Annotated in this window: 22 protein-coding genes; 7 read left to right on the top strand and 15 right to left on the bottom strand. The window is 75.5% G+C overall.

What is annotated here, in order from left to right; genetic code table 11:
- Positions 1 to 46: 46 nt before the first annotated feature.
- From NRO40_RS08830 to NRO40_RS08790, 9 genes are all read right to left on the bottom strand, one after another.
- The gene (locus tag NRO40_RS08830; protein WP_157901843.1) at positions 47 to 616 is read right to left on the bottom strand and encodes a GNAT family N-acetyltransferase; all 570 of its coding nucleotides are present in this window, start codon (positions 614 to 616) and stop codon (positions 47 to 49) included.
- Positions 576 to 1538 (bottom strand): homoserine O-acetyltransferase/O-succinyltransferase family protein, encoded by a 963-nt coding sequence (locus NRO40_RS08825; protein WP_157901844.1) that lies wholly within the window; start codon positions 1536 to 1538, stop codon positions 576 to 578. Before NRO40_RS08825 ends, NRO40_RS08830 begins: the two co-directional genes overlap by 41 nt.
- Positions 1539 to 1566: 28 nt before the next feature.
- On the bottom strand, positions 1567 to 2766 hold the full coding sequence (locus tag NRO40_RS08820; protein ID WP_257375364.1) for an O-succinylhomoserine sulfhydrylase: 1200 nt from the start codon (positions 2764 to 2766) through the stop codon (positions 1567 to 1569).
- 29 nt (positions 2767 to 2795) lie between these two features.
- Positions 2796 to 3512, bottom strand: coding sequence for a TenA family transcriptional regulator (locus tag NRO40_RS08815; protein ID WP_058942226.1), 717 nt, complete (start codon positions 3510 to 3512; stop codon positions 2796 to 2798).
- 41 nt (positions 3513 to 3553) lie between these two features.
- A complete protein-coding gene (locus NRO40_RS08810) occupies positions 3554 to 4873 on the bottom strand; it encodes an aminotransferase class I/II-fold pyridoxal phosphate-dependent enzyme (RefSeq protein ID WP_058942227.1) in 1320 nt (439 codons plus the stop codon).
- A gap of 5 nt (positions 4874 to 4878) precedes the next feature.
- Complete coding sequence (locus NRO40_RS08805; protein WP_058942228.1) at positions 4879 to 6384, bottom strand: hypothetical protein; 1506 nt, start codon at positions 6382 to 6384, stop codon at positions 4879 to 4881.
- Positions 6381 to 7955, bottom strand: a complete 1575-nt coding sequence (locus NRO40_RS08800; RefSeq protein WP_058942229.1) for an L-tyrosine/L-tryptophan isonitrile synthase family protein — start codon at positions 7953 to 7955, stop codon at positions 6381 to 6383. The genes NRO40_RS08805 and NRO40_RS08800 overlap by 4 nt, the downstream gene beginning before the upstream one ends.
- A gap of 9 nt (positions 7956 to 7964) precedes the next feature.
- Positions 7965 to 9140 (bottom strand): MFS transporter, encoded by a 1176-nt coding sequence (locus tag NRO40_RS08795; protein ID WP_157901845.1) that lies wholly within the window; start codon positions 9138 to 9140, stop codon positions 7965 to 7967.
- Positions 9141 to 9599: 459 nt separating this feature from the next.
- A complete protein-coding gene (locus tag NRO40_RS08790; protein ID WP_058942231.1) occupies positions 9600 to 12842 on the bottom strand; it encodes an AfsR/SARP family transcriptional regulator in 3243 nt (1080 codons plus the stop codon).
- A gap of 293 nt (positions 12843 to 13135) precedes the next feature.
- Between NRO40_RS08790 and istB the strand changes: the two genes are divergently transcribed.
- A complete protein-coding gene (gene istB / locus NRO40_RS30525) occupies positions 13136 to 14479 on the top strand; it encodes an IS21-like element helper ATPase IstB (RefSeq protein ID WP_107115092.1) in 1344 nt (447 codons plus the stop codon).
- Between the two features lie 226 nt (positions 14480 to 14705).
- On the opposite strand, the gene NRO40_RS08775 is transcribed toward istB, so the two are convergent.
- Positions 14706 to 15119: an organic hydroperoxide resistance protein gene (locus NRO40_RS08775; protein WP_058942232.1), complete on the bottom strand. Its 414-nt coding sequence runs from the start codon at positions 15117 to 15119 to the stop codon at positions 14706 to 14708.
- A 99-nt stretch (positions 15120 to 15218) separates the two neighbouring features.
- On the opposite strand from NRO40_RS08775, the gene NRO40_RS08770 reads away from it, so the two are divergent.
- Positions 15219 to 15728, top strand: a complete 510-nt coding sequence (locus tag NRO40_RS08770; RefSeq protein ID WP_058942233.1) for a MarR family winged helix-turn-helix transcriptional regulator — start codon at positions 15219 to 15221, stop codon at positions 15726 to 15728.
- Positions 15729 to 15976: 248 nt separating this feature from the next.
- On the opposite strand, the gene NRO40_RS08765 is transcribed toward NRO40_RS08770, so the two are convergent.
- The 3 genes from NRO40_RS08765 to NRO40_RS08755 all read right to left on the bottom strand — a co-directional run bounded on the left by NRO40_RS08765 (position 15977) and on the right by NRO40_RS08755 (position 20222).
- Positions 15977 to 17320 carry a carboxyl transferase domain-containing protein gene (locus NRO40_RS08765; protein ID WP_058942234.1) on the bottom strand — a complete coding sequence of 448 codons (1344 nt, stop codon included), beginning with the start codon at positions 17318 to 17320 and terminating at the stop codon, positions 15977 to 15979.
- Positions 17313 to 18899, bottom strand: a complete 1587-nt coding sequence (locus NRO40_RS08760) for an acyl-CoA synthetase (RefSeq protein WP_058942235.1) — start codon at positions 18897 to 18899, stop codon at positions 17313 to 17315. The genes NRO40_RS08765 and NRO40_RS08760 overlap by 8 nt, the downstream gene beginning before the upstream one ends.
- 279 nt (positions 18900 to 19178) lie before the next feature.
- A complete protein-coding gene (locus NRO40_RS08755; protein WP_058942236.1) occupies positions 19179 to 20222 on the bottom strand; it encodes a rod shape-determining protein in 1044 nt (347 codons plus the stop codon).
- A 266-nt stretch (positions 20223 to 20488) separates the two neighbouring features.
- Here NRO40_RS08755 and NRO40_RS08750 point away from each other — a divergent pair, with 266 nt between their 5' ends.
- Both NRO40_RS08750 and NRO40_RS08745 read left to right on the top strand, forming a co-directional pair.
- Entirely contained in the window at positions 20489 to 20737 is a 249-nt protein-coding gene (locus tag NRO40_RS08750; protein ID WP_058942237.1) for an SCO4226 family nickel-binding protein, read from the top strand.
- Between the two features lie 122 nt (positions 20738 to 20859).
- Positions 20860 to 21711 (top strand): SCO2400 family protein, encoded by an 852-nt coding sequence (locus NRO40_RS08745; RefSeq protein WP_058942238.1) that lies wholly within the window; start codon positions 20860 to 20862, stop codon positions 21709 to 21711.
- A gap of 262 nt (positions 21712 to 21973) precedes the next feature.
- On the opposite strand, the gene NRO40_RS08740 is transcribed toward NRO40_RS08745, so the two are convergent.
- Positions 21974 to 22435: a MarR family winged helix-turn-helix transcriptional regulator gene (locus tag NRO40_RS08740; protein WP_058942239.1), complete on the bottom strand. Its 462-nt coding sequence runs from the start codon at positions 22433 to 22435 to the stop codon at positions 21974 to 21976.
- 90 nt (positions 22436 to 22525) lie between these two features.
- Here NRO40_RS08740 and NRO40_RS08735 point away from each other — a divergent pair, with 90 nt between their 5' ends.
- The 3 genes from NRO40_RS08735 (at position 22526) to NRO40_RS08725 (ending at position 25111) form a co-directional block, all read left to right on the top strand.
- Entirely contained in the window at positions 22526 to 23545 is a 1020-nt protein-coding gene (locus NRO40_RS08735) for an NADP-dependent oxidoreductase (protein ID WP_058942240.1), read from the top strand.
- A gap of 64 nt (positions 23546 to 23609) precedes the next feature.
- On the top strand, positions 23610 to 24032 hold the full coding sequence (locus NRO40_RS08730; RefSeq protein WP_058942241.1) for an organic hydroperoxide resistance protein: 423 nt from the start codon (positions 23610 to 23612) through the stop codon (positions 24030 to 24032).
- Between the two features lie 275 nt (positions 24033 to 24307).
- Positions 24308 to 25111, top strand: coding sequence for an EI24 domain-containing protein (locus tag NRO40_RS08725; RefSeq protein ID WP_058942242.1), 804 nt, complete (start codon positions 24308 to 24310; stop codon positions 25109 to 25111).
- A gap of 74 nt (positions 25112 to 25185) precedes the next feature.
- Here NRO40_RS08725 and NRO40_RS08720 read toward each other — a convergent pair whose 3' ends face one another.
- On the bottom strand, positions 25186 to 26001 hold the full coding sequence (locus NRO40_RS08720) for a carbon-nitrogen hydrolase family protein (protein ID WP_079047060.1): 816 nt from the start codon (positions 25999 to 26001) through the stop codon (positions 25186 to 25188).
- Between the last annotated feature and the right edge of the window lie 11 nt (positions 26002 to 26012).

Here is a 26012-nt window from a genome sequence, read left to right as displayed (position 1 = left end):
CGCGCCCCGTCCGTTCCGGCCGGTGGACGGGTGAACTGACGCAAAGTCAGCTCCCGGCCGCCCCGCCGGACCGCGCCCGGGTCCGCTCGGCCACGGAGGCCGCCAGTTCACGGACGCCGTGGCGCATGTAGTGGCCGCGGTACGACGTCCCGTCCACGCGCGCGTAGTCGTCGAGGACGCCGTAGGAGGTGAAGCCGAAGCGCGACCACACCCGGTGCGCCTTGGAGTCCTCCCGGACGTCGATGGTGAGCGTCTCGACGCCCACCTCCGTCGCCTTGGCGCAGACCTGCTCGACCAGCTGGTAGACGGCCGACGTGCCGCGCACCCGGGGCTCCAGGTACGCCTTCATCACCTCGGCCAGGTGGCGGCAGTTGGGCATGCCGTTGGTCTTCATCACGCACATCGCCGCCACCCCCTCCCCGTCCTCGCCGATCAGGAGGTGACCGCCGCCGCCGGAGACGAGCTGCTCGACCCCGTCGACGAACCCCGCCTGCTGGGCCTCCGAGGGGGTCTCGGCGTAACCGAGGATCCCGTCGTCCGCGGCGCTCGCCGCGAGCATCCTGGCGAGGTCCTTCTCATGCGCCCGTACGTCGACGGGCCAGTGCCATGTCAACACGCTGGTGCCCACTCCGCTCTCTCGAATCGTTCAGGGCCCGCACCCAGTCGGTGAAGAAGGCCCGTGAGTCCGCCAGCCAGCCGTCCTCGATCCCCTCGGCGGCGGCCCGGTCGGGGAAGCTCTTGAGCAGCTCGGGGTCGCGCTGCTCCCGGAGCTTCTCGGCGTACGCGAGGAGCGTGTCCTCGGCGTCCGCCGTCAGGTAGTCCCGCGGCAGGTCCGGCACGTGGTCGGCCTCGCCCCCGGCGTACCGGCGCAGGTCGCGCCGGTACTCGCTGAGCAGCGTCTCCCGCAGGTACTCGGGGTGGCCCTGGCAGAAGACGTGCCGCAGCCCGTCGTCACCGGTCGCCAGGGACCAGGCGCCGTCCTCGGTCTCCAGCGCGACGGTGACGCCCACGCGCCGCAGCTCCTCGGTCGGCATGGTGTTCCACCGCGAGTGCGGCACGCGCACGGTGTCCGGCAGACCGGCCGTGAGCGGGCCGCGGGCGCGCACGCGGTGGGTGTAGACGCCCTGCCGCTTGTGCGGCAGGCGGCTGCGGCTCAGCCCGTGCAGCAGGTGCAGCGCCGCGTGCGCCGACTGGCAGGAGTACACCGTCGACGCGACCCTCCCCGCCGTCTCGGCCAGGATCCGGTCGACCACCGCGAGGGCCGGTTCGGCCTCCACCGCGCGGTAGCGCGGCTCGCCGCCCGTGACGATCAGCCCGTCCAGCGACGGCAGGTCCTCCCAGGCGATCCCGCAGTCCGCCGTCGGGCGGGTCATGTCCGCCCCGTACGCCGTGACCTCCACGGGCAGGCCGAGCCGGCCGGCCGCGCTCTCCACGGCGGTGGCGAACATGTACCGCGCCCAGCTCTCCGGGGCGGGTGAGAAGAGGTCGACGATCCCGATGCGCAGTAATCCGCCGGTCACGTCGGGTGTGTCGGTCATGGTGCCCCCGTTCGGCTTCACGTTCATGTCACGACGACCGGGCGTCGACGGCGCGCAGCGCCTGGTCCAGGTCGGCCATCAGGTCGGAGACGTCCTCCAGGCCGACCGAGATCCGCAGCAGGTTGGGGGCGATGCCGGCGCGCTCCTTCTCGAAGAGCGACATCCGGCCGTGCGTCGTCGACGCGGGGTGGGTGACCATCGACTTGGTGTCGCCGATGTTCGTGGTGAGGGAGATGAGCGACAGCCTGTCGACCACGTTCCACGCGTCCCCCTGGTCCCCGCGCACGGTGAAGCTGACCAGCCCCCCGTGGCCGGACTGCTGCGCGTCGACCAGCTCGCGCTGCGGGTGCTTCTCCAGGCCGGTGTAGAAGACCTCCTCCACCGCCGGGTGCTGCTCCAGCCACTCCGCCAGGAGCGTCGCGTTGCGCGAGTGCTCCCGCATCCGGATCGGGAGCGTCTCCAGCGACTTCAGGAAGACCCACGAGTTGAAGGCGCTGGGGCTGGGGCCGGCGGTGCGCAGCACCTCCGACACCGGCTTGAGCAGGTCCGCCCGCCCGGCGACGACGCCGCCCCCGCACCGCCCCTGGCCGTCGATGTACTTCGCGGCGGAGTGGATGACGAGGTCGGCGCCGAGCGCCAGCGGATTCTGCAGGACCGGCGTGCACAGGGTGTTGTCGACGACCAGCACGATGTCCCGCTCGGCCGCCAGGGCGGAGAGCGCGCGCAGGTCGGCGACGTGCATCATCGGGTTGGTCGGGGTCTCCAGCACGAACATCGCGGTGTTCTCCCGGACCGCGTCCCGCCACTGGTCGAGGTCCCGGACGTCCGCGACGGACACGGACACCCCGAACTTCTCCATGTACGTGCGGAAGAACCGGGGCGTCGTGCCGAACATCCCGTCGCCGAGGACCACGTGGTCCCCGGCCGAGAGCAGCCCGAGCGCCACGGCCGTGTACGCCGCCATCCCCGAGCCGACCGCGACCGCGGCGTCGGCACCCTCCATGGCCGCGATCCGCTCCTCGAAGGCGGCCGTGGTCGGGTTGCTGAACCGGATGTAGACGTTCCCGGGCCGACGGCCGGCGAACTTCTCGGCGGCGTCCTCGGCGTCCGCGAACACGTAGCTCGCCGTGAGGGCGAGCCCCTCGCTGTGGAGATCCGACAGGTCCTGGTACTGGCCCGCGCGCACGGCGTGCGTGGCGAGGGAGTACGACCCGGGCGGCTGTTTCACGGGCATCCCTGCTCCTCCGTCGTCCGCGGTCAGAGCCGGCCGGCCTTGTACTCCTGGTAGACGCCCTCGTACATGTTGTAGAAGAGGTCACAGGTGTGGGAGACGGCGTACAGCGCCTCCTCCTGCATCTTCTCCGTGGTGCAGATGTCGGAGACCAGGTCCAGGCCGTGGCGGACGTGGTGGACGTCCTCCGCCTGGTGCACGGAGAAGAACAGCAGGTCCTCGTCCTTCAGGCCGTACACCCGCTTGAAGATGCTGTCGCGGGCCTCGGCGCCGCGCGTCTCCAGGTTCTGGCCCTCGCTGGCGATCATCACCGCGGCCGCACCGATGTGGTACGTCTCCGGGTTCTTGCACGCCTTCATGCGGTAGTCGATCAGCTCCTGCGTGTTCGGCAGGGCCGTCTCGGCGTCACGGGTCTCGTCGTCGATGCCGATGGCGCGGATGAAGTCCTGCATCAGCTCGACGTGGTTCTTCGTCTTCGAGATGCGGCCCGTCTCCTCCTCGTAGAGGTTGAAGAGCAGGCGGCGCTTGTGGCGGCCCTCCTTCGGGCAGAAGTAGAAGAGCGTCTCTATGTAGTCCAGGAAGTGCTTCGTCAGCTGGTAGCCCTGGAGCGCCACCTTCTGCAGCGTGTGCAGCTCGCTCTTCTCGGCGTCGAAGAGGATGTCGAACATCGGGTGGTTCAGGGTGAGCTTCTCGTGCAGCGTCTTCTCGAGCTGGTCGCGAAATTCCTGACGTTCCATCAGCATGTCGGCTCTCCTTTGTCGGTCGTCTGGGCCGGTCCCCAGCATCACGCCGGGGGCGGGACGTGCTCGTCTTCGTGGACGATCCTGGACGGCGCCGCCGCGTTCCGTTCGAGCGCGGCCAGCAGGACGCAGACGGCGAGGCCCTCCATCGCCTGCTCCAGGTCGTCCAGGGCGGGATAGGTCGGCGCGATCCGGATGTTCCGGTCGCGGGGGTCGGTGCCGTACGGGAAGGTCGCGCCCGCCGGCGTCAGCCGGATGCCCGCCCCGGCGGCCAGCTCGACCGTGCGCCGCGCACAGCCGTCCGGCACGTCGAGGCTGACGAAGTACCCGCCCCGGGGCTCCGACCAGGTGGCCACGCCCAGACCGCCGAGCCGCTCACGCAGCACCCGCCCCACCAGGTCGAAGCGGGGGCGCAGCAGGGCGCGGTGGGCGTCCATGTGCGCGCGCAGTCCGTCGGCGTCGCGCAGGAACAGCGCGTGCCGCAGCTGGTTGAGCTTGTCCGGGCCGATGGTCCGCAGGGCGAGGTGGCCGGTCAGCCACTCCACGTTCGTGCGGGACGCCCCGAAGAACGCCACGCCCGCGCCCGCGAAGGTGATCTTCGAGGTGGAGCCGTAGACCAGCGGCCGGTCCGGGTGGCCGTGCTCCGCGCACCGGGCGAGGACGTCGGGCGCCTGCGCGGGCTCGTCGGTGAGGTGGTGCACCGCGTACGCGTCGTCCCACAGGATCCGGAAGTCCGGAGCCGCCGCGTCGAGCGCCGCCAGCCGGCGCACGGTCTCCTCGCCGTAGACCGCGCCCGTCGGATTGGCGTAGGTGGGCACGCACCAGATGGCGCGCACCTCCGGATCGGCGGCGGCGATCCGCTCCACCGCGTCCATGTCCGGTCCGTCGTCACGCATCGCGACGGGGATCATCTCGAACCCGAGCTTCTCGCAGAGCGCGAAGTGGCGGTCGTACCCCGGGACCGGGCAGAGCACCGCCGTCCGCCCCGCCGACCAGGGCCGCTCGGAGCCGGGGACGCCGAAGAGCGCCGCGTGCGCCAGCGTGTCGTGCATCAGCGCCAGGCTGGAGTTGCCGAGGGCGAGGAGCTGCTCGACGGGGACGCGCAGGACGCCGGCGAAGATCCGGCGCAGCTCCACGAGCCCCGCCAGGCCGCCGTAGTTGCGGTGGTCGGCGCCGGCGCCGGCCGGGCCCAGTTCGGCCCCGCCCAGGTCGAGCATCGGGGTCGAGAGGTCCAGCTGGGCCGGGGACGGCTTGCCCCGGGTCAGGTCGAGGGCGAGCCCGCGGGCCACGAGGGCGTCGTACGCGGCCCGGGTCTCCTCCCGCAACTCGGCGAGGCGGGCGGGGCTGGTGGTGCTCAGAGTCATGGCGCTCATCCGTGGTCGGGGTCGAGGACCTGGGCCAGCGCCCGGAGGACGCCCTGCTCGGGCCCGGAGGCGTAGCACAGCGGCAGGTCCTCGCGGACGAGCCAGTCGAAGAGGTCCGCGGCGGCCGCGTCGGCCCCGGCGGCGGTGGTGGCGGGCGTGGCGGTGCCGTCGGCGGCGGTGCCCGGGGCGGCTTCGGTGAGGAGGACCGGGGCGGCCTCGGGCGACCGCACCTGCGTCTCCGCCACCGAGGCGAACGCCACGGGCGCGTCCGGGGACACCCGGGCGACCACGTGCTGGGAGAGCTGGGCGCCGCCGCGGACACCGAGGGTCAGCACCGCCGGCACCTCCGGCCGGTCCGTCTTCTCGTGCACGGTCAGCCGCACCGTGTGCGGACCGGCGGTCCGGCCGGGCGCGTCCCGGTCGGCCCGCGCGATGGCCGTGTACCGGGCGGCCGCTGCCCGCCCCACCGCGAGGACGAACGCGATGGCGTCCTCCAGGACCTCCGGCCGGTCACCGAACACCTCCAGCCAGCGGGCCTGGGCGGCGGGCGAGACCGCGCAGGTCACCGCGGCCCGCACCAGCAGCGGTACCCGCTCCTCGGGCGCCTCCCGCAGCCACTCGGCGACGTGCGGCGCCATGGGCACGCCGTGCGGCGCCTCACCGCCGGCGGCCAGCGGCAGCACCTGCGGCCAGTCGACGTTGAACAGCATCACCGGCATCTGCCCGGCGACGTCCTCGTCGGTGAGCGCCGCCAGGTGGCGGGCCACCCGCTCCTCGTGCCGCTCGTCCTCCGCCGCGTCCGACCGCATCACCGCCGCGTAGTCCAGGAACTCCGCCACGCCCGGGCCCACCAGGGCCGCGGCGATGCGCTGCCGCTGCGCGTCGTACTCCGCGAACGCCTGCGGACGGGCGTACAGGGCCTTGGCGAACCGGTTGCCGCCGGAGTACACCGTCATGCCGATCCGGTCGTCCTCGGCCAGCTCGCGGGCGGCCAGCACGAGCGCGAGCACCCGGCCCACCGCGTACACCTCGGCGAGGTCGGCCCACTGCCCGTGCGTCTTCAGCCCGCCGACCGTGCGCTTGGCCTGCCCCCAGGCGAGTTCGAAGCGCAGCGGCTCCGACTCCGCGAGCGCCTCCACCACGCGGCGCTGCAGCGCCCGGGAGTCCAGGCGGCCCGCGTTGGCGCTGATCTGGTGGTTGCGGAACAGCTCGGCGACCAGGGCGGCCCGCCGGTGCGCCGGGTCGTCCAGCCGGTCGTACAGGGTCTCCCCGGTCAGCACCTCCAGGGTGCTCCGGGAACGCCGGACCATCGCCTTGGCCTGCCGCTCCACCCCCTCGCGCCAGCGCGGCAGCAGCTCCCCACGCAGCTGAGCGACCGTCAGCACGCAGCAGGGGGCCGGGGTCCGCGGGACGAAGGGGACGGCGTCGGGGCTCTCCCTGAGCAGCGCGGGCAGTCCGCTGCCGCTGACTATCCGGCCGGGCCGGGGGGAAGAGGTCGCGGTGGTCGTCATAGTTCCAGGGCCTCCAGGAGATGCGGAAAGGTACTGTCGAGCAGCGGCGCCGGGTCGTCCACGTAGGCGACGGGCTGCTGTGTGCGCTCCAGCCGGGCCAGCGGCAGGAAGTGCGGCTCGCGCTCGGCGCGGTCGGCCGCGCCGTGGAGCAGAACCGGCGTCTCCCCGGCGGCCTCCCGCTCGATGCGGTAGCGGAAGGTGGGCCTGGCTCGACCGTCCAGCAGAGCGTAACCGCCCGTCGAGTGCTGCGCCGTCATGTTCGCGTCGCGCGATGCCGCCGTCGTGAAGTGCAGCTCACCCGGCTTCCCGTGGATGGTGAGCTTCACCGCGCGGGGCGCCGTCTCCCGCACCAGGTTCAGGTCCCGGTCGGTGAGCGAGATCGCCACGTAACGGCAGGCGGCCCGCCATGCCTCCTCCCGCAGGGCGTGGTGCAGCGCCGGATCGGCGGCGGTGCGCCCGTACGGCGCGGCGGGCCGCTGCCCGTCCGGGCCCGTCACCGGGCCCGTCCCCGTCAACGGCCGCCCCAGGTGCGCGACGTACTGCGCGTACGCCTCCTGGTACGCGTCGGAGTAGCAGGGGCCGTCCGGGAGGCCGGCGTGGCCGGTGTCGAGCGCCGTGTAGTGCACGGACGTGGCGATCGACCAGAAGGTGTGCGCCAGTTGCTGCCCGGTGCCGCCCCCGTCGGCCAGCCGCGCCAGGCTGTCGCGCGGGGCGGCCGGGGAGAAGCGCCGTCCGTGCCGCTCGTGCAGGGCGGCCGCCTGGCGGAGGTAGTACTCCTCGCGCTCGCGCAGGTCGGCGGCGCCGAGGCCGCCGGCGACCCACTCCTCGTAGTCCACCACGCGCAGGACGTCCTCGGCGTCGAGCTCGCGCACCCACCGGCGCAGGGTGTCCTGGTACGCGTCCACCACCGCGTCGGGCGTGCGGCAGGCGCGGTTGTACTTGTGGCCGTCCGCCACGACGGTGAAGCGGCAGCCCGTGGGGGAGAGGGCCGCGACGGTGTGGGCGAGCGCCGCGCACCGCGCCAGCGAGTGCAGCTCCGCGGTGTCGGGGGCGACGCCGCGGTTCTTGACCGGGGAGAACGGCTTGCGGGAGAAGAGGGGGAAGACCAGCTCCACCGGCTCGCCGTGCGCCAGGGCGTCCCGCACCCGGTCGCGCAGCTCAGCGCGCCCCACGTGCTCACGCTGGGTGCGGAACCACTTGTTGTCGGAGAGCGCCTCGGCCACCGCCTCCGCCGAGCCGACGCGCTTCACCCCGTACTCGGACATCCGCTTGCGGGCCCGCGCCAGGGCGGTGTCGAGCCGCGCCGACGCGGTGCGGCTGACGGCCGCGCGCATCGCCGGGAGGACGCCCGCCATCCACTCCTCGGCGTCCAGGGTCACCGCGCGGGTGGCGTGCCGCCGGGCGGTGTACAGCTGGAAGGGCCGGGCGCGGACCGCGCGGATCAGCCGGTGGCCGTCGGATATCTGGCTCCTGCGCTGCTCGGCGGTGAGGTCGCGCAGCGACCGCTCGCGCCGGCTCGTCACGAAGCGGGTGGGCGCGGGGGCGGAGGTCTCGGGGGCGGTAGAGGTCATGACGGTGCCTCACTTCCTGGTGTGCGTGGTCGAGGGGGGCGCCGCCGCCGTGGCCGGGGCCGCCGTGTCGGGCGGCTCGCGCAGCAGGCGGACGACGACCGCGGCGACGGTGCCGACGGCGGTGAGCATCAGCCAGGCGGCGCCCCAGCCGGCGTGGTCGACGAGCAGTCCGAAGAGCATCGGTCCGGTGGCGCCGCCCAGCGAGACGCCCATCTGCGTCACCGCCGTCGCCCGCGCCGCGCGCCCGGGGAAGGCGGCCCCCGCGACGTAGTGGAGGAGCCCCGCCCACCCCCAGCCGCCGCCGAACGCGAGCAGTCCGCCCACCGTCATCACCCACGGGCCGCCGCCGAGGGCCAGCAGCAGCGTGCCGACGGCGCCCGCCAGGTACAGCTGCCACAGCAGGGCGCGCGGCGCGTACCGCCCCCGGTCCACGACGATCCCGGCGACGAGGCGCACCGCGATGTTGGTCGTCGAGCCGGCGGCGGCGAGGAGGCTCGCCCAGGTCAGCGCCATGCCCTCGTGGACACCGGAGGCGATGAGGAAGCCGCCGAGGGCGTTGCCCACCATCGCGCCGCACAGCCCGGCGACGGCCAGTCCGATCAGGTGGGCGTTCAGCCGCAGCGGCGGCGCCGGGGCCGCGGGCCCGCGCCGTCCGCCGGCCCCGCGGTGGCGCACGACGAGGCCGGGGAGCGCGTAGGCCACGCACACGACCGCCGAGGCGGTGAAGACGGCCCGCCAGCCGTACGGCACGGCGAGCGCGGGCACGGCCAGGCTGCCGACCAGCGTCGACGCCGGGATCGCCGCCTGCTTCAGACCGAAGGCGAACCCCTGCGCGGACGGCGGACAGCGCTGCATGAGCAGGGAGTTGGTGTGCGGCTGGGTGTAGCCGTAGACCAGTCCGCCGAGCGCGGTGCCCAGCGCGAGCCCCCAGCCGCCGCACCAGGCCGCCACCGACAGGCCGACGGCGGTGACGAGCGCGGCCGAACCGACCGTCGTCTCCGCCGACACCGGCGTGTCGACCCGCCGGCTCAGATAGGCGCCGGAGAGCGACGACAGCCAGTACGCCGCGAGGAGCAGCCCGGTGTCCCCGGCGTCCCACCCCAGCTCGCGGTTGACCAGCGTGCTCGTCGCCCCCACGAGGAACAGGGGCAGGGAGGTGAGCACGGTGATCAGCGCCACGCTCACGGCGGCCGCGGCCCCCGATCCGCGGCGGCGCCCGCCGGCCGCACCATCCCCGCCGGCCGCACCATCCCCGCCGGCCGCGCGAGCCCCGCCGTCCCGGCCTTCCCGGCCGCCCTGGTCGTCCCCGCCGTCCTCGCCGTCCCGCCCCACGACCGCCCCTTCCCCGAGGCTCTCCGCGCGCCGCGCCCCGGTCGGGGAAATCCCCGTCGCATTCCGGACGCGCGAACGCTCCCTTTCCGCGGTCCCTTTTCGGACCCGCGGATTCGAGATCCATCATGAGCAGTTCGGAAAACGGGCGGCAAGCACGTTCAAGATGCATGTGCCAATTTTCGCCAAACCCGGTCCGACCAGCGGCGACGGAGCTGACATCGAAGTGGAACCGAATCGACAGACCCGCTTTTCGGCCGCATTTCCCGGTACCGGTGAACGGGCGGCGACGGGGCGCCGAGTGCGCCGCGGCGGTCAGGGAACGAGGGGGTAATGCGCGACGCCGTCGCCGGGGAAGGCCGCCGCGGCCAGCGCGGAACCCGTGCCCGCCACCGCCGCGTCCGCCTCGGCGCGCAGCGCCTCCGCCGTGGCGCGATCACCGCCCCGGACCACCAGGACCGCCGCGTGCGCGTACCGGCAACGCGCGTACCGCACCGGCGCGCCCAGCGCGAGGCTGAGCGCCGCCGAGCGCTTCAGCAGCACGTACGCGGCGTCGGGGTCTCCGGTGTGCCCGCGGGCGGCGGCCAGGCAGAACAGCCCGCCCGCCTCCAGCAGCGGGTCCCGCACGGTGCGCGCCTGCTCCACGCACCGGTCGAGCAGGTACTCCGCCCCGGCCCAGTCGCCCCGCTCCAGGGCGATCCCGCCCAGCCCGAAGTAGGCGTGGCCGACCGCGACGACGTCCCCGAAGGCCCGCGCCGACTCCAGCCCGCGCCGGTACTGCGCCTCCGCCTCCACCAGGCGCCCCCGGCCGCGCAGCAGGGCCGCGGGCGCCAGCCGCGAGCGGTCCGCGGCCCGCCCGTGCAGCCGGCGCGTGATCTCCTCCGCCCGCCGCAGGTACGGTTCGGCGCCGTCCACGTCGCGCAGCTCCAGCAGGGTCTGCCCGGTCCACCGCAGCACCTGCGCCCGCGCCTCCTCGTCACCGGCGGCACGCAGGGCCGGCAGGCAGCGCGCCCAGCGCTCCAGCGCCCGCTCGTACCGGCCCTGGTACCGGTCCGCGCGTGCCACCTCGCGCAGCGCGAGCGCCGCGCCGTACGCGTCGGCCGCCTCCTCGAACGCGCGGTGCGCGTCCTCCAGCAGCGGTACGGCCTCGGCGTGCCGGCGTCGGGCGAGGTGCAGCTCGCCGAGCCCGAGGAGCATCGCCGCCGTGCCCCGGCGGTTGCCCGCCCCGCGCACGGCGCGCAGGGCGTGCCGGTGGGTCGACGCCCAGTCGTCGTGGTGACCGCGGGTGCGGAACAGGCAGCGGCAGACGGCCGCGAGGTCCCAGGCGTGACCGTCCAGCCCGTGGCCCGCCGCCTGGCGGACCAGCGCGGTGAGCGTCAGCCGCTCCGCCTCGTACCAGCGCAGCGGGTCCGCGGGCGGTGCGCCCGCAGCGTCCGGCGCTCCGGCGGACGGCCGGTCCGAGCGGCTGCGCACGGCTGTGAACTCGCCGCCGCACACCAGGTGGTGGGCCGTCTCGGCGTACGTGACGGCCGCCGCGGCCGTCCGGGCGACGGCGGCCCGGCGGGACTCCTCCGTCTCCGAGTCGGCCGCCTGCTCGGCGGCGAAGAGCCGCACGAGCTCGTGCACGCGGTAGCGCAGCTGCCCCGCCCGGTCGGTGCCGACCACGTCGACCAGACGGGAGTCCACCAGCTCCTCCACCGCCGCCTCCGCCTCGTCGGGCGCGGCGTCGAGCAGGGGAGGGGCGATCCAGTCGGCGAAGTCCGGCGGGGCCAGCACGGCCAGCCGGCGCAGCAGCAACCGCGCGGCCGGGCCGATGCCGCGGTAGGAGAGGGCGACGCTGGTCCGGACGGCGAGGCTGTCGTACTCCAGCTCGTCCAGGCGCCGTTGCTCGTCGGCGAGGCGGGTGGCGGCCCGGTCGAGCGTCCAGTGGGGCTTGGCCGCGAGCTTGGCCCCGACGATGCTCACGGCGAGCGGGAGCCGGCCGCAGTGCTCCAGGAGCTGGCGGGCGGCGTCCGGCTCCGCGGCGGGCCGGTCGGGACCGGTGATCCGCGCCAGCAGTTCCAGCGCCTGCTCCGGGCTGAACAGGCCCGGTTCGACCACGCGCGCCGCGAAGGACGTCGCCACCCGGGAGCGGCTCGTCACCACCACGGCGCAGCTGCCCGTGCCGGGCATGAGCGGCCGGATCTGTGCGGCGGACGCCGCGTCGTCGAGGATGATCAGCACACGTCTGTCGGCGAGCAGGGCCCGGTACGTCTCGGCGCGCTCCTCCAGGCCGTCGGGGATCGCGGGCCCCGGGGTGCCCAGTTCGCGCAGGAACCGGGCCAGGGCCTCCTCGGGCGGTACCGGATCGGTGTGCAGGCCGCGGAGGTTGATGTAGAGCTGGCCGTCGGGGAACGCCGGGCGGCACCCGTGGGCGACGTGGAGGGCGAGCGCGGTCTTGCCGGTGCCGCCCGCGCCCACGACCTCGGCGACCGGGACGTGCCCGGCCCTGGCGGGCGCCGTGCCGGCCGGGTCGGCGCGGCGCTCCCCGGGCGTGTGCGCCTGAGCCAGGACCTCCGCCAGGACCGCCGCCTCGTGCTCCCGCCCGACGAACTCGGGCACGCCGCCGGGCAGCAGACAGGGCCCGACCGGCGGCGGGGGCAGGGTCGGGGGCGCAGGCGGGGACGGGGATGGGGGCGGGGTGGCCGTGGCGGCGTCCGAGGTGGCCGGGGGGCAGGGGGCCGGGCGCGCGGCCGTCGGGGCGGGGGGACGCGGCGGCGCGGGCGGTCGCGGTGGTGGCGCCGGGTGCGGGGGCAGGGTGCCGCGCAGGATCTCCTCGTGGAGCCGGCGCAGCTCCGGCCCGGGGGCGACGCCGAGCTCCTCGTCGAAGAGCCGCGCCCCGTCCCGGTACAGCCGCAGCGCGTCGGCCTGCCGGCCCGAGCGGTACAGCGCGGTCATCAGCTGGGCGCGGGGACGCTCCAGGAACGGGCGCTCCTGGACGAAGGCGCTCAGCTCCGCGGTGAGCCCCTCGTACCGGCCGAGCGCCAACTCCAGCTCCGCCCACCGCGCGTGGAGGGCCACGCGCTCCTCCTCCCAGGCGCGGACCTCCGGCGCCCAGGCCCGCCGGCTCGTCCCCTCCAGGAGCGGCCCCCGCCACAGCGACAGCGCGCGGCGCAGCAGTCCGGCGGCCTCCTCCCGCTCGCCCGCTCCGGCGCGGACGTGCGCCTCGGCGGCGAGGCGGCGGACCAGGGCGGTGTCGAGCTCAGCGCCGCGGGTGGTGAGGAGGTAGCCCGGCGGGGTGGTGACGATGAGGCCGTCCGGCGCGCCCGCCCGCGCGAAGCGGCGGCGCAGCAGCGACACGCAGACGGCGACCTGGTTGGCGGGGTCCGCGGGGAGCCGGTCCTCCCACACGCCGTCGGCCAACTGGTCCACGGAGACCGTGCGGTCGGCGTGGAGCAGCAGCGTTCCGAGGGCGTACCGCAGCCGGGGGGCCGTGAGCGGGAGCCGGCGGCCGGCCACGCGGACCTCCAGCGGCCCCAGCAGCCGGAACTCCGGGCCGCCGTCGGAAAGCAGCGCCATCTCGTGTCGCTCCCCTCGTCGGTGCTCCAACCTCGCCGAGCCACCGACGACGCATCGAGCGCACCAGCAGCGACATTCGCACAACTGCCCTGGCGGCGCCAGGGTGATCCACGGAGAGAGACGCGCCGCGCTGCCGTCCGACTGAATGCCTATTAATCCCTACGAGTGGCAGGAATTCAGATTTTCTCCTGCGGCCCACGAGAATGGCGCTCCCCGCCCCGTCGCAGGAGATGCCGGTGTCCCGCCTCGACTCGTCCCCCGCCGCCGCCCCCGCCCCGGCCGCCACGTCGCACATGACGACCCTCGGCTACGCGCTGTTCGCCACCCGCTGGCTCCAGGCGCCCCTGTACTTCGGCCTCGTGGCCGCCCAGGGCGTGTACGTCTACAAGTTCTTCAACGAGCTCTGGAAACTGATCGAGCACGTCCTGAGCGGATCCGCCGACGAGACGCACGTCATGCTCGCGGTGCTGAAACTCGTGGACGTCGTCATGATCGCCAACCTGCTCATCATGGTCATCGTCGGCGGGTACGAGACCTTCGTCTCCCGCATCGGCCTGCAGGGCCACCGGGACCAGCCGGAGTGGCTTTCCCACGTCAACTCCAACGTGCTGAAGGTGAAGTTGGCGACGGCGATCGTCGGCATCTCGTCGGTGCACCTGCTCCAGATGTTCGTCGACGTCCACCACACCCCGCGGCACGACCTGCTGTGGGGCACGGTCATCCACATGGCGTTCATCGTCTCGGCCCTCATCCTGGCGTACATGTCCGGGCCGATGACCGCCCACGAGCACGGCCCCCGCTCCGACCACGCGGCGGAGCACGGCCCCGTCCACCCCCGTACGGCCGGCACCGCCGACGTGGCCGGTACCGCGCACGCCGCCGGCGCACCCGGCGCACCCGGCGCCCCCGGCGCTCCCGTCGGGCCGGTCGCGTGGGACGCCCTGGCGGGCGGCACGGCCGCGGGCGGGGCGAAGGCGGGCGCCGCCCTCCGGCCCATCCCGCGGCAGGCGGGCGCCGGACGGTACGCCGTCGGGGCGGAGGAGCGGGTGGCGGCGGCGGGCTTCCCGGCCCGCAAGGAGCTGGAGACCTTCGACACCGGTCACCTGCGGGCGCCCGACCCGCTGGTCCTGGACCGGCTGGGCCGGCTCGACTTCGTCGCGCGCGGCGAGAACGTCGTCTTCCTCGGCGGCCCCGGCACCGGCAAGACCCACCTCGCCGTCGCGCTCGGCGTGCGCGCCTGCGAGGCGGGGCAGCGGGTGCTCTTCGCGACGGCGCAGGAGTGGGGTGCCCGGCTGCGCCGCGCCAAGGCCGCGGGCCGGCTCGACGAGGAGCTGGCGGCGCTGGACGCCTATCCGCTGCTGGTCGTCGACGAGCTCGGGTACGTGCCGTTCGACGGCGAGTCGGCCAACCTCTTCTTCCAGCTGGTCGCGCACCGCTACGAGCGCGCCTCGCTCCTCGTCACCACCGACCGGCCCTTCGCGCGGTGGGCCGAGGTCTTCGGCGACGGCGGTGTCGCCTCCGCGACCGCGGACCGGCTCGCCCACCACGCCGAGGTCGTCGCGCTGGAGGGGGAGAGCTACCGCACCCGCGGCCTGGAGGCCGCGGCGGTGGCCGGCTGGCCGGGCCAGGGCGTCTGAGGCCGCCGGGCCCCGGCTCCGGCCCCGGGTGCGGAGCGGGACGCGCGGGAGCTCCGGACCTGTCGGGTCCGGGGCTCCCGCGCGTACGTCGGCGGCTCGGCCCGCCGTCGGCCGGCGCGTCGTCGGCCCGGCGTGTCGTCGGCTCCGCGGTGCGCGTCAGCGCGTCAGCGCGTCAGCGGGGACGGTGCGGCCTATGGGGTCGACGGGGGCCATGAGGTCGACGGGGTCACTCGACCTCGATCTTCACGTCGATGTTGCCGCGCGTCGCCTTGGAGTAGGGGCAGTACGCGTGGGTCTTCTCCAGCAGGTCGCGCCCGGCCTCGCCCTGGAGGTGGTCCGGGAGCTCGACGCGCATGACGACGGAGAGGCCGAAGCCGCCGTCGGTGTCCTTGCCGATGCTCACCTCGGCGGTGACGGAGGCGTCCTTGACGTCGATCTTCTCCTGTCGGCCGATCGCGCCCATGGCACTGGCGAAGCACGCGGCGTACCCGGCGGCGAAGAGCTGCTCGGGGTTGGTGCCCGCGCCGTTACCACCCAGGGCCTGGGGGAAGGCGAGCGGCAGGTCTATCCGGCCGTCGGAGCTGACGGCGCGGCCCTCGCGGCCGTTGGCGGTGGCGACAGCGGTGTACAGGGCGTCCATGGGGAGTCCCGGTCCTCTCGGTCGTGGAGTGGCGTCGAGATCATTTCTAGCAGGCAACTAAATTGCGCACAACTAAATTGGGGGGAGTAGCCTAGTGGGATGCACCACACCGACACGCACGGCGACGCCCGGGAGGACGAGGACTTCCTCCGCCTCGACCACCAGATCTGCTTCTCGCTGCACGCGGCGACCCGCGCCTTCAACGGCGTCTACCGTGTCGCCCTCAAGGACCTGGGGCTGACCTACCCCCAGTACCTGGTGATGCTGGTGCTGTGGGAACACGGCGAACTGCCCGTGAAGCGGATCGGCGAGCACCTGCGCCTCGACTCCGGCACCCTCTCGCCGCTCCTCAAGCGGCTGGACGCGGCCGGGTACGTGGAGCGGCGCCGCAGCGCCGAGGACGAGCGCTCCGTCACCGTCCGGCCCACGCCCGCCGGCGCCGCCCTGCGCGAGCGCGCCGCCGGGGTCCCGCGCCGGATGGCCGAGGTGACGGGCATGTCCCTCGACGAGATGCGCGCGCTGCGCGCCCGGCTCACCGACCTCGCCGCCGTCCTGGACGCCGCGGCGCGGACCATGGACGACGAGGAGGCGGTCGGCGGACGGCGCTGAGCGCCGTGGGCCCCCGCGCGGGTGCCCCGCCGCGACGGCGCGGGGCGGCGCCGGCCGGCCGTGCGGTGGCCCGGCGTGCGGTGGCCGGCCGTGCGGTGGCCCGGCCGGGCGCGGGGCCCGGGTGGGCGTGGGCGTGGTGCCCGGGTGGGCGTGGTGCCCGGGCAGGCGTGGGCGTGCCGGGCCGGGCAGGCGTGGGCGTGCCGGGCCGGGCAGGCGTGGGCGTGGTGCCGGGCGTGCGTACGGCGCCGTCAGACGATGCCGCGCACGACCCCCAGCTCCACCAGGTCCTGCGGGCGCAGCCGCAGCTGCTCCGCCGTGCGCGCGGCCTCCTCGGCCGGGCGCTTGAGGATCGCCGCCGCCGGCTCCGGGGCGATCACCGAGAAGTAGCTGTCCGGCGTCACCCACGTGCGGCCCGGCGCCGCGAGCGCCAGCGCGCCGCCCGACCCGCCCTCGCCGACCACCAGCGTCGTCACCGGCACCCGCGCCCCGGCCACCGCGGCGAACGCCTCCGCGATCGACGCGCCCGCGCCCGCCCGCTCGGCCTCCGCGTCGTTCGCGGCGCCCGGCGTGTCCACCAGCGTCAGCACCGGCAGGCCCAGCCGGTCGGCGAGGCGGACCACCCGCGCCGCCGTGCGGTACCCGGCCGGGAGCGTCGCCGTACCGCACTGGGCCGCGTACACGACCCCGTACCCGTCGCGCAGCCCCACGCCGCACAGCATCCCCGGGTCCGTGCCGCCACACCGGTCGCCGACGAGCGGCAGCCGCTCCTGGAAGTACACGTCCAGGTACGCCTCCGCACGGGGCCGCTGAGGGGCGCGCGCCCGGCGCACCGCGTCCCAGCCGGTCGCCGGCGGGCCGGCCGCCCCGCCCAGCGCCGGCGGCGGGGGCACCGGGCCCGGCGCCGGCCGGGTCAGGGCGGTCAGCCACCGCCCCAGCGTCGCGCGCAGCTCCCCGGCCGGCACCACCGCGTCGATCTGGCCCGCCGCGAGCTGGCCCTCCGCCGTGTACGCCGCCGGGTCGGCGTCCGCGGGCCGCACCCGCGCCCCGGCGAAGCCGATCTGCGCGCCGGGCAGCGCCAGCAACACGTCCGCGCCCGCGCCGATCGTCGCCCAGCCGCCCCCGGTCGCCGGGTCCCGCAACACGGCGACGTGCGGCACCCCCGCCGCGCGCAGCAGCACCGTCTCGCGGGCCACCCGCTGCAACTGCGCCAGCGCGACCATGCCCTCCTGCATCCGGCTGCCGCCCGTCGCCACCAGCGACACCAGCGGGACCCGCCGCTCGCGCGCGAGCCGGTACGCGGCGGTGATCCGGTCGCCGGTGCGCTCGCCCAGCGACCCGCCGAGGAAGCCGAACTCGAAGGCGAGGACGACGCACCGCACGCCCGCCACCTCGGCCTCCCCGTACACGGCGGACTCCGCCTCGCCCGTCCGCTCCCGCGCGCGGGCTCGTGCCTCCCCGTACCCGTCCCACCCCAGCGGCCCGTCGGCCGGGCCGGGGCCGGAGGGCGGTGGGGGCGGCGTGCGCTCCGTGAACCCCTCCGCGACCAGCGCTATCGCCGCGCGGGCGGTCAGCCGCGCCGCCGCCTCAGCCATGGAGGGCCCGCTTGAGCACCTTGCCCATGTCGTTGCGGGGCAGTGCGTCGAGGTAGCGGACGGCGCGGGGCCGCTTGTGCGGGGCGAGCTGCGCGGCGACGTGGTCCGCCAGCTCGGCCGCCGGCGGTGGCGCTCCCGGGTCGGTGGCCACCACCCACGCCACGACGCGTTCGCCCAGGTCTGGGTCGGGCTCGCCGGTGACGGCCGCCTCCCGCACCGCCGGGTGGGCGAGGAGGGCGTTCTCGATCTCCCCGGCGCCGATCTTGAAGCCGCCGCTCTTGATCAGGTCGGTGGCCCTGCGCCCCACGAGCCGTACCGATCCGTCCGCGTCCCGCACCGCCATGTCGCCGGTGCGGAACCAGTCGCCGTCGAACGCGGCGGCGGTCGCGTCGGGCCGGTTCAGGTACTCCGTGAACAGGTGCGGGCCGCGCACCTGCACCTCCCCGATCGTCTCGCCGTCGTACGCGGTGACCGGCGTCCCGTCGTCGAGGACGAGCCGCAGCTCCACGCCGGGCAGCGGCGTGCCGACGGAGCCGGGGCGCTCCGGCTCGGCGCCCGGACGGACGCTCGTGTTCATCAGCGTCTCGGTCATGCCGTACCGCTCGACCACCCGTCGTCCCGTCGCGGCGGTGATGCGTTCGTGGTCGGGCAGCGGCAGCGCGGCCGAGCCCGACACGAGCAGCCGGGCACCCGCCAGCGCCCGGGCGAGCGTGGCGCCGCCGGCGCCGGGGGCCGCGTCGGTACCGCGCGGGTCCGAGCCGGTGCCGGGGGCCGCGTCCGTACCGCCGGAAGGCGCGTCCCCACCGCCGGGGGACCCGTTCGCGGTGGGGGAGCCGCTCGGGGCCAGGGCCTCGGCGATCCGGTGGTACATCGTCGGCACGCCGAACAGCATCGTCCCGCCGTCGGCCAGGGCGCGCGCCACCCCGTCGGTGGTGAACCGCCCGAGGTGCCGGACGGCGCCGCCGCGGCGGAGGGGGCCGAGGACGCCCAGGACGAGGCCGTGCACGTGGAACAGGGGCAGCGCGTGCACCAGGACGTCGTCGGCCGTCCACGCCCAGGCGTCGGCCAGCGCGTCGAGGGTCGTCGCCAGGGCGCGGCGGGGGAGGACGGCGCCCTTGGGCGGGCCGGTCGTGCCGGATGTGTACACGACCAGCGCCGGCGCCCCGGGGTCCGGCTCGGCGGGCAGCGGGCCGCCGGCCGCGGCGCCGTCGGGCGCGTCGGCCGTGACGTCGACGCGCGGCAGGCCGGCGAGCGGCGCCGGGAGCTCGTCGCCCGGGGCGGCCAGCACCAGGGCCGGTGCGCTGTCGCCGACGATGTGCGTCAGCTCGCGCTCGCCGGTGCGGGGGTTGAGCGGTACGGCCGGGACGCCGGCGAGCAGCGCCGCGACCACCGCGACGCAGGTCTCCGGGGAGGGCGTGGCCCACACCGCGACCCGCCCGGCGCCGGCCAGGCGGGGGACCACGGCGGCGGCCGCTGAGCGGAGCCCGCCGTAGGTGAGGGCGCGGTCGCCGAACCGCAGGGCGGGCCGGTCGTCGTCGTCCGGGCCGCCGGCGGTCAGGGCCGGAAAGAGGGAACTCACGGGGCCGTCCTCCTCGCATCGCTGCACGGGGTGTCCCGCCATGCTCCCAGGCGCCGCCCGCCCGACCCCGACCCACCCGGCCACCGGCCCTGGGCCGCCCGGCCACCGGCGCCGGCCCGCCCGGCCACCGACCCCGGCCGGCCCGCGCCGGCCCGCGCCCGCGCCCGCGCAGCGCCGGGCCCGCGCGTACCGCCGTACCTCCGCCCAGCCGGGCCGTCGGGCCCGCCGCGTGCCGCCGTAGGCCCGTGCAGCCGTGCCTCTGGCCGGCGGCCGTCCGGGCTACTCCGCGTCGGCCAGGGGGTTGAGGGTGAGCGGCTCGATCCGGCCCTCCAGCATCTCGCCCAGCCCGAGGACCGCGCAGACGTCCGGACGCTCGGCGATCCGCACCGGCATGCCCGTCCAGTCGCGCAGCATCTGGTCGAGACCGGGCAGCCGGGCGCTGCCGCCGACCATGGTGATGCCGCGCTCGGCGAGGTCGGCGACGAGGTCGGGCGGGCAGTCGCGGAGCACCTTGCCGATGCCGTCGAGCACGGCCGTGAGCGGGGTGTGGATGGCCTGGCGGACCGCGGCCGTGTCCACGAGGACGGAACGCGCCAGTCCGGTGGCGACGTCGCGGCCGTGGATCTCGGTCGACGCCGGGCCCTCGGCGGTCAGCCCGTTGCCGTGCAGGGCGAGCTGCAGCGGGCGCACGGACTGCGTCGGCAGCATCAGCTCGTGCTGGTGGCGCAGGTACTGGATGACGGCGTGGTCGATGGCGTTGCCGCCCACGGGGATGCGCTCAGCGGTGACGATCGAGCCGAGCGAGAGCACCGCGACCTGCGTCGTCGCCGCCCCGCACACGAGGATCATGGTCGCGGTCGGCTGGGCCACGGGCAGGCCGCAGCCGACGGCCGCCGCGATCAGGGTGTCCACCAGCTCGACGCGGCGGGCACCCAGCCCGACCATCGTCTCGACGGTGGCGCGCTGGGCGAGCGGGTCGCTGTCGTGCGGGGTGCAGGCGGCCGCGCGCAGCATCGGCTTGCGGCGCAGCTGGCGGCGGAGCTTCTCGCCGAGGAGGCTGCGGAGCATCCGCTGCGCCATCTCGATGTCGACGACGCTGCCGCCGGAGACGGGGCGGACGACCCGGATGTAGTGGGGCGTGCGCCCGGTCATCTTCTCCGCGAACTCGCCGACCGCGATCAGCGCGCCGGTGCGCGTGTTCACGGCGGCCACGCTCGGCTCGTCCACGACGAGCCCGGCGCCCTTGACGAAGACCCGGGTCCTGGCGGCCCCGAGGTCGACGGCGACGTGGCAGCGGCGCAACTGCTCAAGACTGACGGTCACGGCGGATCCTCCCGAGAGCGGTGTGTGTCTGCATCGTCCGGCCGCCCGGGCCGGGGCGCGCGCTGGGCTGCGCCGGTGGGGGGACGGAGCTGACGGGGGGTCAGCCGGGTGGCCCAGGCCGCCCCGGTCCCACCGCCCGCGACCCCGCCGCCCGGAAGGGGCCGCCCCGCCGCCCCGCCGCCCCCGAGGGCCCCCGCGCGACGGGCGGGTGGCGCGGGCGCACCATGGAGGGAGGGGGACGGCCACCGGACGGAGGTACGGCTGCCATGGCCACGTACATGGACGTTCACCACGGGTTCGAAGGCATCACCGCCGACCAGCTGCGCCAGGCGCACCAGGCGGACCTCGCCCACGAGAAGGAGGAAGGCGTGCACTTCGAGCGGGCCTGGGCCGACCCGGAGTCCGGCACGGTGTACTGCCTGTCGTCGGCGCCCTCCAAGGAGGCGGTGCAGCGGGTGCACGAGAAGGCGGGGCACCGGGCCGACGAGGTCCACGAGGTGCCGATCGCGGTCTGAGAGGGCGGCGCGCCCACGCCCGAAACGTCGGGTGATCCGGTGACGGAAGGCGTCCTTCCACACAGGATCCTCACAAACTCTCCCGTCCGTGACGCCCGTCGGGCGCATAATCTGCGGGCGCCATGGATTACTGCCACCAGTGTCAGCGGCACCTCAACGGAGCCCTGGCCTGTGCCGGGTGCGGAACCCCCGTCGAGGAGCTCCGGCACGACGACCCCCAGCCATCCGCGGCGGACCACGTCTTCGAGCTCGCTCGGGACGAGCAGGCGCCGCGCGCGGTGACCGGGCGTGCCCAGGCGCGGCAGGCCCGCTCCGGGTCCGGTAAGGCCCGGTCCGGTGGGGACCCGTCCGGGTCCCGGCGCGCCGCGCGGGCCGGCGGCCGACGCGCCCGGCAGCGGCGCGGCCGCAACGTCCTGCTGGGGGTCACGGGCCTGGTCCTGGCGGCGGGCGCCCTGAGTCTGGCCGAACTGGCGATGGAGCACCCGGCCGACGGCGGCGCGGCCACCGCCGTGCGGCAGGAGGACGCGGCGCAGCCGGAGCCCCTGCCCGTCCCGACGCCGAGTGCCGGGCGGCCGGAGGGCCCCGACGAGGTCCGGGAGTCGCCGTCGGCGCCGCACCCCACCGTCGACCCGTCCGCGTCGGCGGACGGCGAGGGCGCGGTCGACGCGACCGGTGGTCCCGACGGCACCGCCCCCGCGCCCGGTGAGGGCGACGGGACCGGCGCGGACGGGGGAGCCGGGCAGGGGCAGGGCAAGGGAGAGCTGAAGAACCCGACCCGGCCGGGCGCCTCCCCGGACACGGACGCCTCGGAGCCTCCGCGGGACGCCCCCTCGGAGCCGGTCGAGGGCGACCCGGACCCGGACCCGACGCCCACCCCGCCGACCGACGACCCGGCGCCCGAGCCGCCGTCCTCGCCGTCGCCCGCACCCTCGCCGACGAAGAGCTGCACGCCGTGGCTGTGGTGGTGCTTCTAGCCTTCCGGTCCGACGCCGCCGCTGACGGGCCCGGCCCTCGGGCGACGGCAGCGCGTCCCGGACCGCCTTCCGGGGATCCCGCCGCAGGCGGGCACCGGATGCCCGGCCGGGGGCGCGCTGCCATCGCCTGAGGGCCGGGATCCCGCCGAGCATCAAGCCGCGGGCCGCCGAGCGTCAGTCCGGAAACACCCCAGGGTCAAGCCGCGGGCCGCCGAGCGTCAGTCCGGAGGCTCGCGAGGGTCAAGCCGGCTGCCGCCGAGGGTCAGGCCCGGGGCCCGCCGTCAAGACCATCAGCCCGGGGCTCGTCGAGCATGCGGCGCAGCAGGTCGCGCAGCAGGGCGCGCTCCGCCACCGAGAGGCCCGCCAGCGGCTCCCGGGCGAAGTCCAGGGCGTCCCGCAGACGGCGCGCGGTCGCGCGGCCCTCCTCCGTCGGCGCGGCCAGCTTCACCCGGCGGTCCGCCGGGTCCGGGCGCCGCTCGACGAGGCCGCGGGCCTCCAGGCGGTCGACGATGCCCGTCACGTTCGACGGCTCGCACCGCAGGGACACGGCGATGCGCCGCATGGGCAGCGGCTCCAGGGCGAGCAGGCTCAGCACGCGCGCCTGCGCACCGGTCAGCGAGTGCTGCGCCGCGGCGTGCTCGTACTCCTCGTGGTAGCGCGCCACGACGGTGCCGATGAGTTCCACGACCTCGACGGTGACCGGGTCTGTGCGTGTACTGGCCATGCCCGCCAGCCTACCCGTTTACTTGACAACCTGAAATATCGAGGCGCATGGTTGTTTCAGCTAGTGAAACATCTTCTGGAGGTACGCAGCATGTCCGCACTCCCGACGTCCGGCCGTGAATGGCACCTCGTCGCCCGCCCGCACGGCTGGCCCGTCCCGGAGGACTTCGCGCTCCGCGAGGCCCCCGTCACCGCCCCGGGCGAGGGCCGCATACTCGTCCGCAACCTCCACTTCTCGGTGGACCCGTACATGCGGGGCCGGATGAACGACGTGAAGTCGTACGTCCCGCCCTTCCGGCTGGACCACCCGATGGAGGGAGGCGCGGTCGGCGAGGTCGTCGCCTCCGCCGCCGAGGGCTTCGAGGTCGGCGACCACGTCCTGCACGGCCTGGGCTGGCGGGAGTACGCCGAGGTCGAGGCCGGGCGCGCCGCCAAGGTCGACGCCTTCCTCGCGCCGCTCACCGCCTACCTGGGCGTGCTCGGCATGACGGGCCTCACGGCGTACGCGGGCCTCTTCGAGACGGCCTCCTTCAAGGAGGGCGACGCCGTGTTCGTCTCCGGCGCGGCCGGCGCGGTCGGCAGCCAGGTCGGGCAGATGGCCCGGCTGAAGGGCGCCTCGCGGGTGATCGGCTCGGCCGGTTCCGACGAGAAGGTCAAGCGGCTGGTGGAGGAGTACGGCTTCGACGCCGCCTTCAACTACAAGAACGGCCCGGTCGGCGAGCAGCTGCGGGCCGCCGCCCCCGACGGCATCGACGTCTACTTCGACAACGTCGGCGGCGAGCACCTGGAGGCCGCGATCTCCTCGCTCAACGTCCACGGCCGCGCCACCATCTGCGGCATGATCGCCCAGTACAACGACACCGAGGCGACCCCGGCCCCGCGTAACCTCGCCCTGGTCATCGGCAAGCGCCTGCGCCTGCAGGGCGTGCTCGTCGGCGACCACGCCGCCCTCCAGCCGCGCTTCGTGGAGGAGGTCTCCGGCTGGCTGCGCTCGGGCGACCTGAAGTACGACGAGACGGTCGTCGAGGGCATGGAGAACGGCGTCGACGCCTTCCTCGGCATGCTGCGCGGTGCCAACACCGGCAAGATGATCGTTTCTCTCACCCGCTAGGCTCCCCCCAGGCCGTCGCGATCGTGGGCGCGAGTCGCGGCGCGACACAGGGAGGAACCCCTATATGTCCATCCAGCAGTCCGACGTCCTCTACACCGCCGTAGCCACCGCCGAGAACGGCCGGGACGGCCGTGTGGCCACGGACGACGGCGTGCTCGACGTGGTCGTCAACCCGCCCAAGGCGATGGGCGGCTCCGGCGCGGGCACCAACCCGGAGCAGCTGTTCGCCGCCGGCTACAGCGCGTGCTTCCAGGGCGCGCTGGCCGTCGTCGCCCGCCAGGAGAAGGCCGACGTGTCCGGCTCCGAGGTCACCGCCGAGGTGGGCATAGGCAAGAACGACGACGGTTTCGGGATCATCGTCAAGATCTCCGCGACCATCCCGAACGTCGACCCCGCCACCGCCAAGGAGCTGCTCGAGAAGGCCCACCAGGTCTGCCCGTACTCCAAGGCGACCCGCGGGAACATCACGGTCGAGCTCGCCGTCTGACGGACGGGCGTACGCCGCGCACGGGCGAGGGCCGCGTCCCCGGGACCACCGGGGGCGCGGCCCTCCGCCGTCCGTCCTCCCCGCCCCCGTCTCCCGCCCCCGTCCGCCGTCCGTCCTCCCCGCCCCCGTCTCCCGCCCCCGTCCGCCTTCCGCCCCGTGCCCCCGGTCCGTCAGCCGCTCTCCGCCGTCATCGGCCCGGCGTCCGGCGCATGCCGTCCGCCCCCGTGGCGACCGTGACCGGAAACCGGCGGCGTGGCCCCGATAGGGTGACCCCCATGCGTGATCTTGCCAAGGGTTTCGGCTTTCTCCTGCAGGGACAGCGGTGGGTCGGCCGGCACGGCCGCTGGTTGGGCTTCGGGCTGCTCCCCGGCCTCGTCACCCTCGTCCTCTACGCCGGCGCGTTGGTCGGTCTGGCCTTCGGCGCCGACGACCTGACGGCGTGGGCCACCCCCTTCGCCGACGACTGGTCCTCGCCCTGGCAGGGGCTGTTCCGCGGGTTCCTCACCGCCCTGGTCTTCGCGCTCGGGCTCTTCCTCGCCGTGATCACCTTCACCGCGGTGACCCTCCTGGTGGGCCAGCCCTTCTACGAGTCGCTCTCCGAGGAGGTCGACCGCTCGGAGGGCGGGCACGTCGCCGAGTCCGGGCTGTCCCTCGGCCGCGAGCTGTGGATCTCCGCCCGCGACAGCCTCCGCATCGTGGCGCGTGTGGCCTGCTACGGCGTGCTGCTCTTCGCCCTCGGCTTCGTCCCGGTCATCGGCCAGACCGTCGTCCCCGTGCTCGGCTTCTGCGTCTCCGGCTACTTCCTCACCGAGGAGCTCACGGCGGTCGCCTTCCAGCGCCGCCGCATCGAGCTGAAGGAGCGCCTGGCGCTGCTGCGCGGCCGCCGCATGATGGTCATCGGCTTCGGGGTGCCGCTGACCCTCGCGTACCTGGTCCCGTTCGTCGCGGTCTTCCTGATGCCCGGCGCCGTCGCCGGGGCCACGCTGATGGCGCGCGAGCTGGCGCCGGACACCCACCGGCCGGACCAGGAGCCCGCCCCCTCCGCGCAGCCCGGGGCGTACGGCCTCCACAAGGACTGACCCGCGTCCGCCCGCCGCGGCCACCCGCGGCCGCCGGCCCTTCGCCCGCCGGCCCTTCGCCCGCCGGTCCCCGCCTACCGGGGGGCCGGCCCACCGGGCACACCGGCCGCACCGGGCGCCTCTGCCCCCACGTGACCGGCCTGCGCGCCGACCACCCCGCCGGCCCCGGTACGGACCTCCGCCCGGACCAGCCCCGGCGCGGTCGCGTCCGCCTCGGCCAGCAGACCGCCGTCCGGACCCCACACCGCGCTGCGCCCGCAGCCGGTCCACGGGCCGGCGGGGCCGACGTGGTTGGCGAGGACCACGTACATGCCGTGGTCGCGGGCGACGGCCGGATAGACCGTCGCCCGCTGCCGCACGCCGTCCCCCGTCCCGTACAGGGAACTGGCCAGGTACACCCGGCAGCCGTCCGCCGCCGCCCGCTCGCCGACCTCCGGGAAGTGGTTGTCGAAGCAGGTGGCCAGCGCGAACCGCTGTCCGTCCAGCGTGAAGCGGCCGTCGCGGGTGCCCGCCGCGAAGACCTCGCCCTCCGCCTCGTACAGGTGCCGCTTGTCGTAGCGGGTGAGCAGCGACCCGTCCGGCCCGAACACGAACGACGTCAGGTACGGCCGCCGCTCGCCCGGTGCCTCACCCGGTGCCGCGCCGTTGACGACGGCGGCGGCGCCCACCGCGCGGCACGCGTCCCGCAGCGGGTCGAGCCGCGGATCGTCGGCGTCCGTCCACAGCCGGCGGTCCCGGTCGACGAGCTCCGGCTCGTAGCCGGTGAGGGCGAGCTCGGGGAAGACCACCACCCGCGCCCCGGCCGCCCCGCGGAGCATCCCCGCCATGGTGCGGACGTTGGCCCCGACGTCCCCGGGTACCGCGCTGAACTGGGCCGCTGCGACGATCATGTCCGACAGTA

Source organism: Streptomyces changanensis (genome assembly GCF_024600715.1).
GTDB classification, from domain to species: domain Bacteria; phylum Actinomycetota; class Actinomycetes; order Streptomycetales; family Streptomycetaceae; genus Streptomyces; species Streptomyces changanensis.
This window is presented reverse-complemented; position numbering and strand designations above follow the sequence as displayed.

What these genes read in the sequence shown, in the direction of transcription:
- NRO40_RS08800 (WP_058942229.1), bottom strand. Translation starts at nt 7,955, where the DNA reads ATGACCTCTACCGCCCCCGAGACCTCCGCCCCCGCGCCCACCCGCTTC.
- NRO40_RS08725 (WP_058942242.1), top strand. Translation starts at nt 24,308, where the DNA reads ATGCGTGATCTTGCCAAGGGTTTCGGCTTTCTCCTGCAGGGACAGCGG.
- NRO40_RS08810 (WP_058942227.1), bottom strand. Translation starts at nt 4,873, where the DNA reads ATGACTCTGAGCACCACCAGCCCCGCCCGCCTCGCCGAGTTGCGGGAG.
- NRO40_RS08720 (WP_079047060.1), bottom strand. Translation starts at nt 26,001, where the DNA reads ATGATCGTCGCAGCGGCCCAGTTCAGCGCGGTACCCGGGGACGTCGGG.
- NRO40_RS08740 (WP_058942239.1), bottom strand. Translation starts at nt 22,435, where the DNA reads ATGGCCAGTACACGCACAGACCCGGTCACCGTCGAGGTCGTGGAACTC.
- NRO40_RS08825 (WP_157901844.1), bottom strand. Translation starts at nt 1,538, where the DNA reads ATGACCGACACACCCGACGTGACCGGCGGATTACTGCGCATCGGGATC.
- NRO40_RS08790 (WP_058942231.1), bottom strand. Translation starts at nt 12,842, where the DNA reads ATGGCGCTGCTTTCCGACGGCGGCCCGGAGTTCCGGCTGCTGGGGCCG.
- NRO40_RS08765 (WP_058942234.1), bottom strand. Translation starts at nt 17,320, where the DNA reads ATGGCTGAGGCGGCGGCGCGGCTGACCGCCCGCGCGGCGATAGCGCTG.
- NRO40_RS08730 (WP_058942241.1), top strand. Translation starts at nt 23,610, where the DNA reads ATGTCCATCCAGCAGTCCGACGTCCTCTACACCGCCGTAGCCACCGCC.
- NRO40_RS08745 (WP_058942238.1), top strand. Translation starts at nt 20,860, where the DNA reads ATGGATTACTGCCACCAGTGTCAGCGGCACCTCAACGGAGCCCTGGCC.
- NRO40_RS08815 (WP_058942226.1), bottom strand. Translation starts at nt 3,512, where the DNA reads ATGCTGATGGAACGTCAGGAATTTCGCGACCAGCTCGAGAAGACGCTG.
- NRO40_RS08770 (WP_058942233.1), top strand. Translation starts at nt 15,219, where the DNA reads ATGCACCACACCGACACGCACGGCGACGCCCGGGAGGACGAGGACTTC.
- NRO40_RS08805 (WP_058942228.1), bottom strand. Translation starts at nt 6,384, where the DNA reads ATGACGACCACCGCGACCTCTTCCCCCCGGCCCGGCCGGATAGTCAGC.
- NRO40_RS08775 (WP_058942232.1), bottom strand. Translation starts at nt 15,119, where the DNA reads ATGGACGCCCTGTACACCGCTGTCGCCACCGCCAACGGCCGCGAGGGC.
- istB (WP_107115092.1), top strand. Translation starts at nt 13,136, where the DNA reads ATGACGACCCTCGGCTACGCGCTGTTCGCCACCCGCTGGCTCCAGGCG.
- NRO40_RS08750 (WP_058942237.1), top strand. Translation starts at nt 20,489, where the DNA reads ATGGCCACGTACATGGACGTTCACCACGGGTTCGAAGGCATCACCGCC.
- NRO40_RS08735 (WP_058942240.1), top strand. Translation starts at nt 22,526, where the DNA reads ATGTCCGCACTCCCGACGTCCGGCCGTGAATGGCACCTCGTCGCCCGC.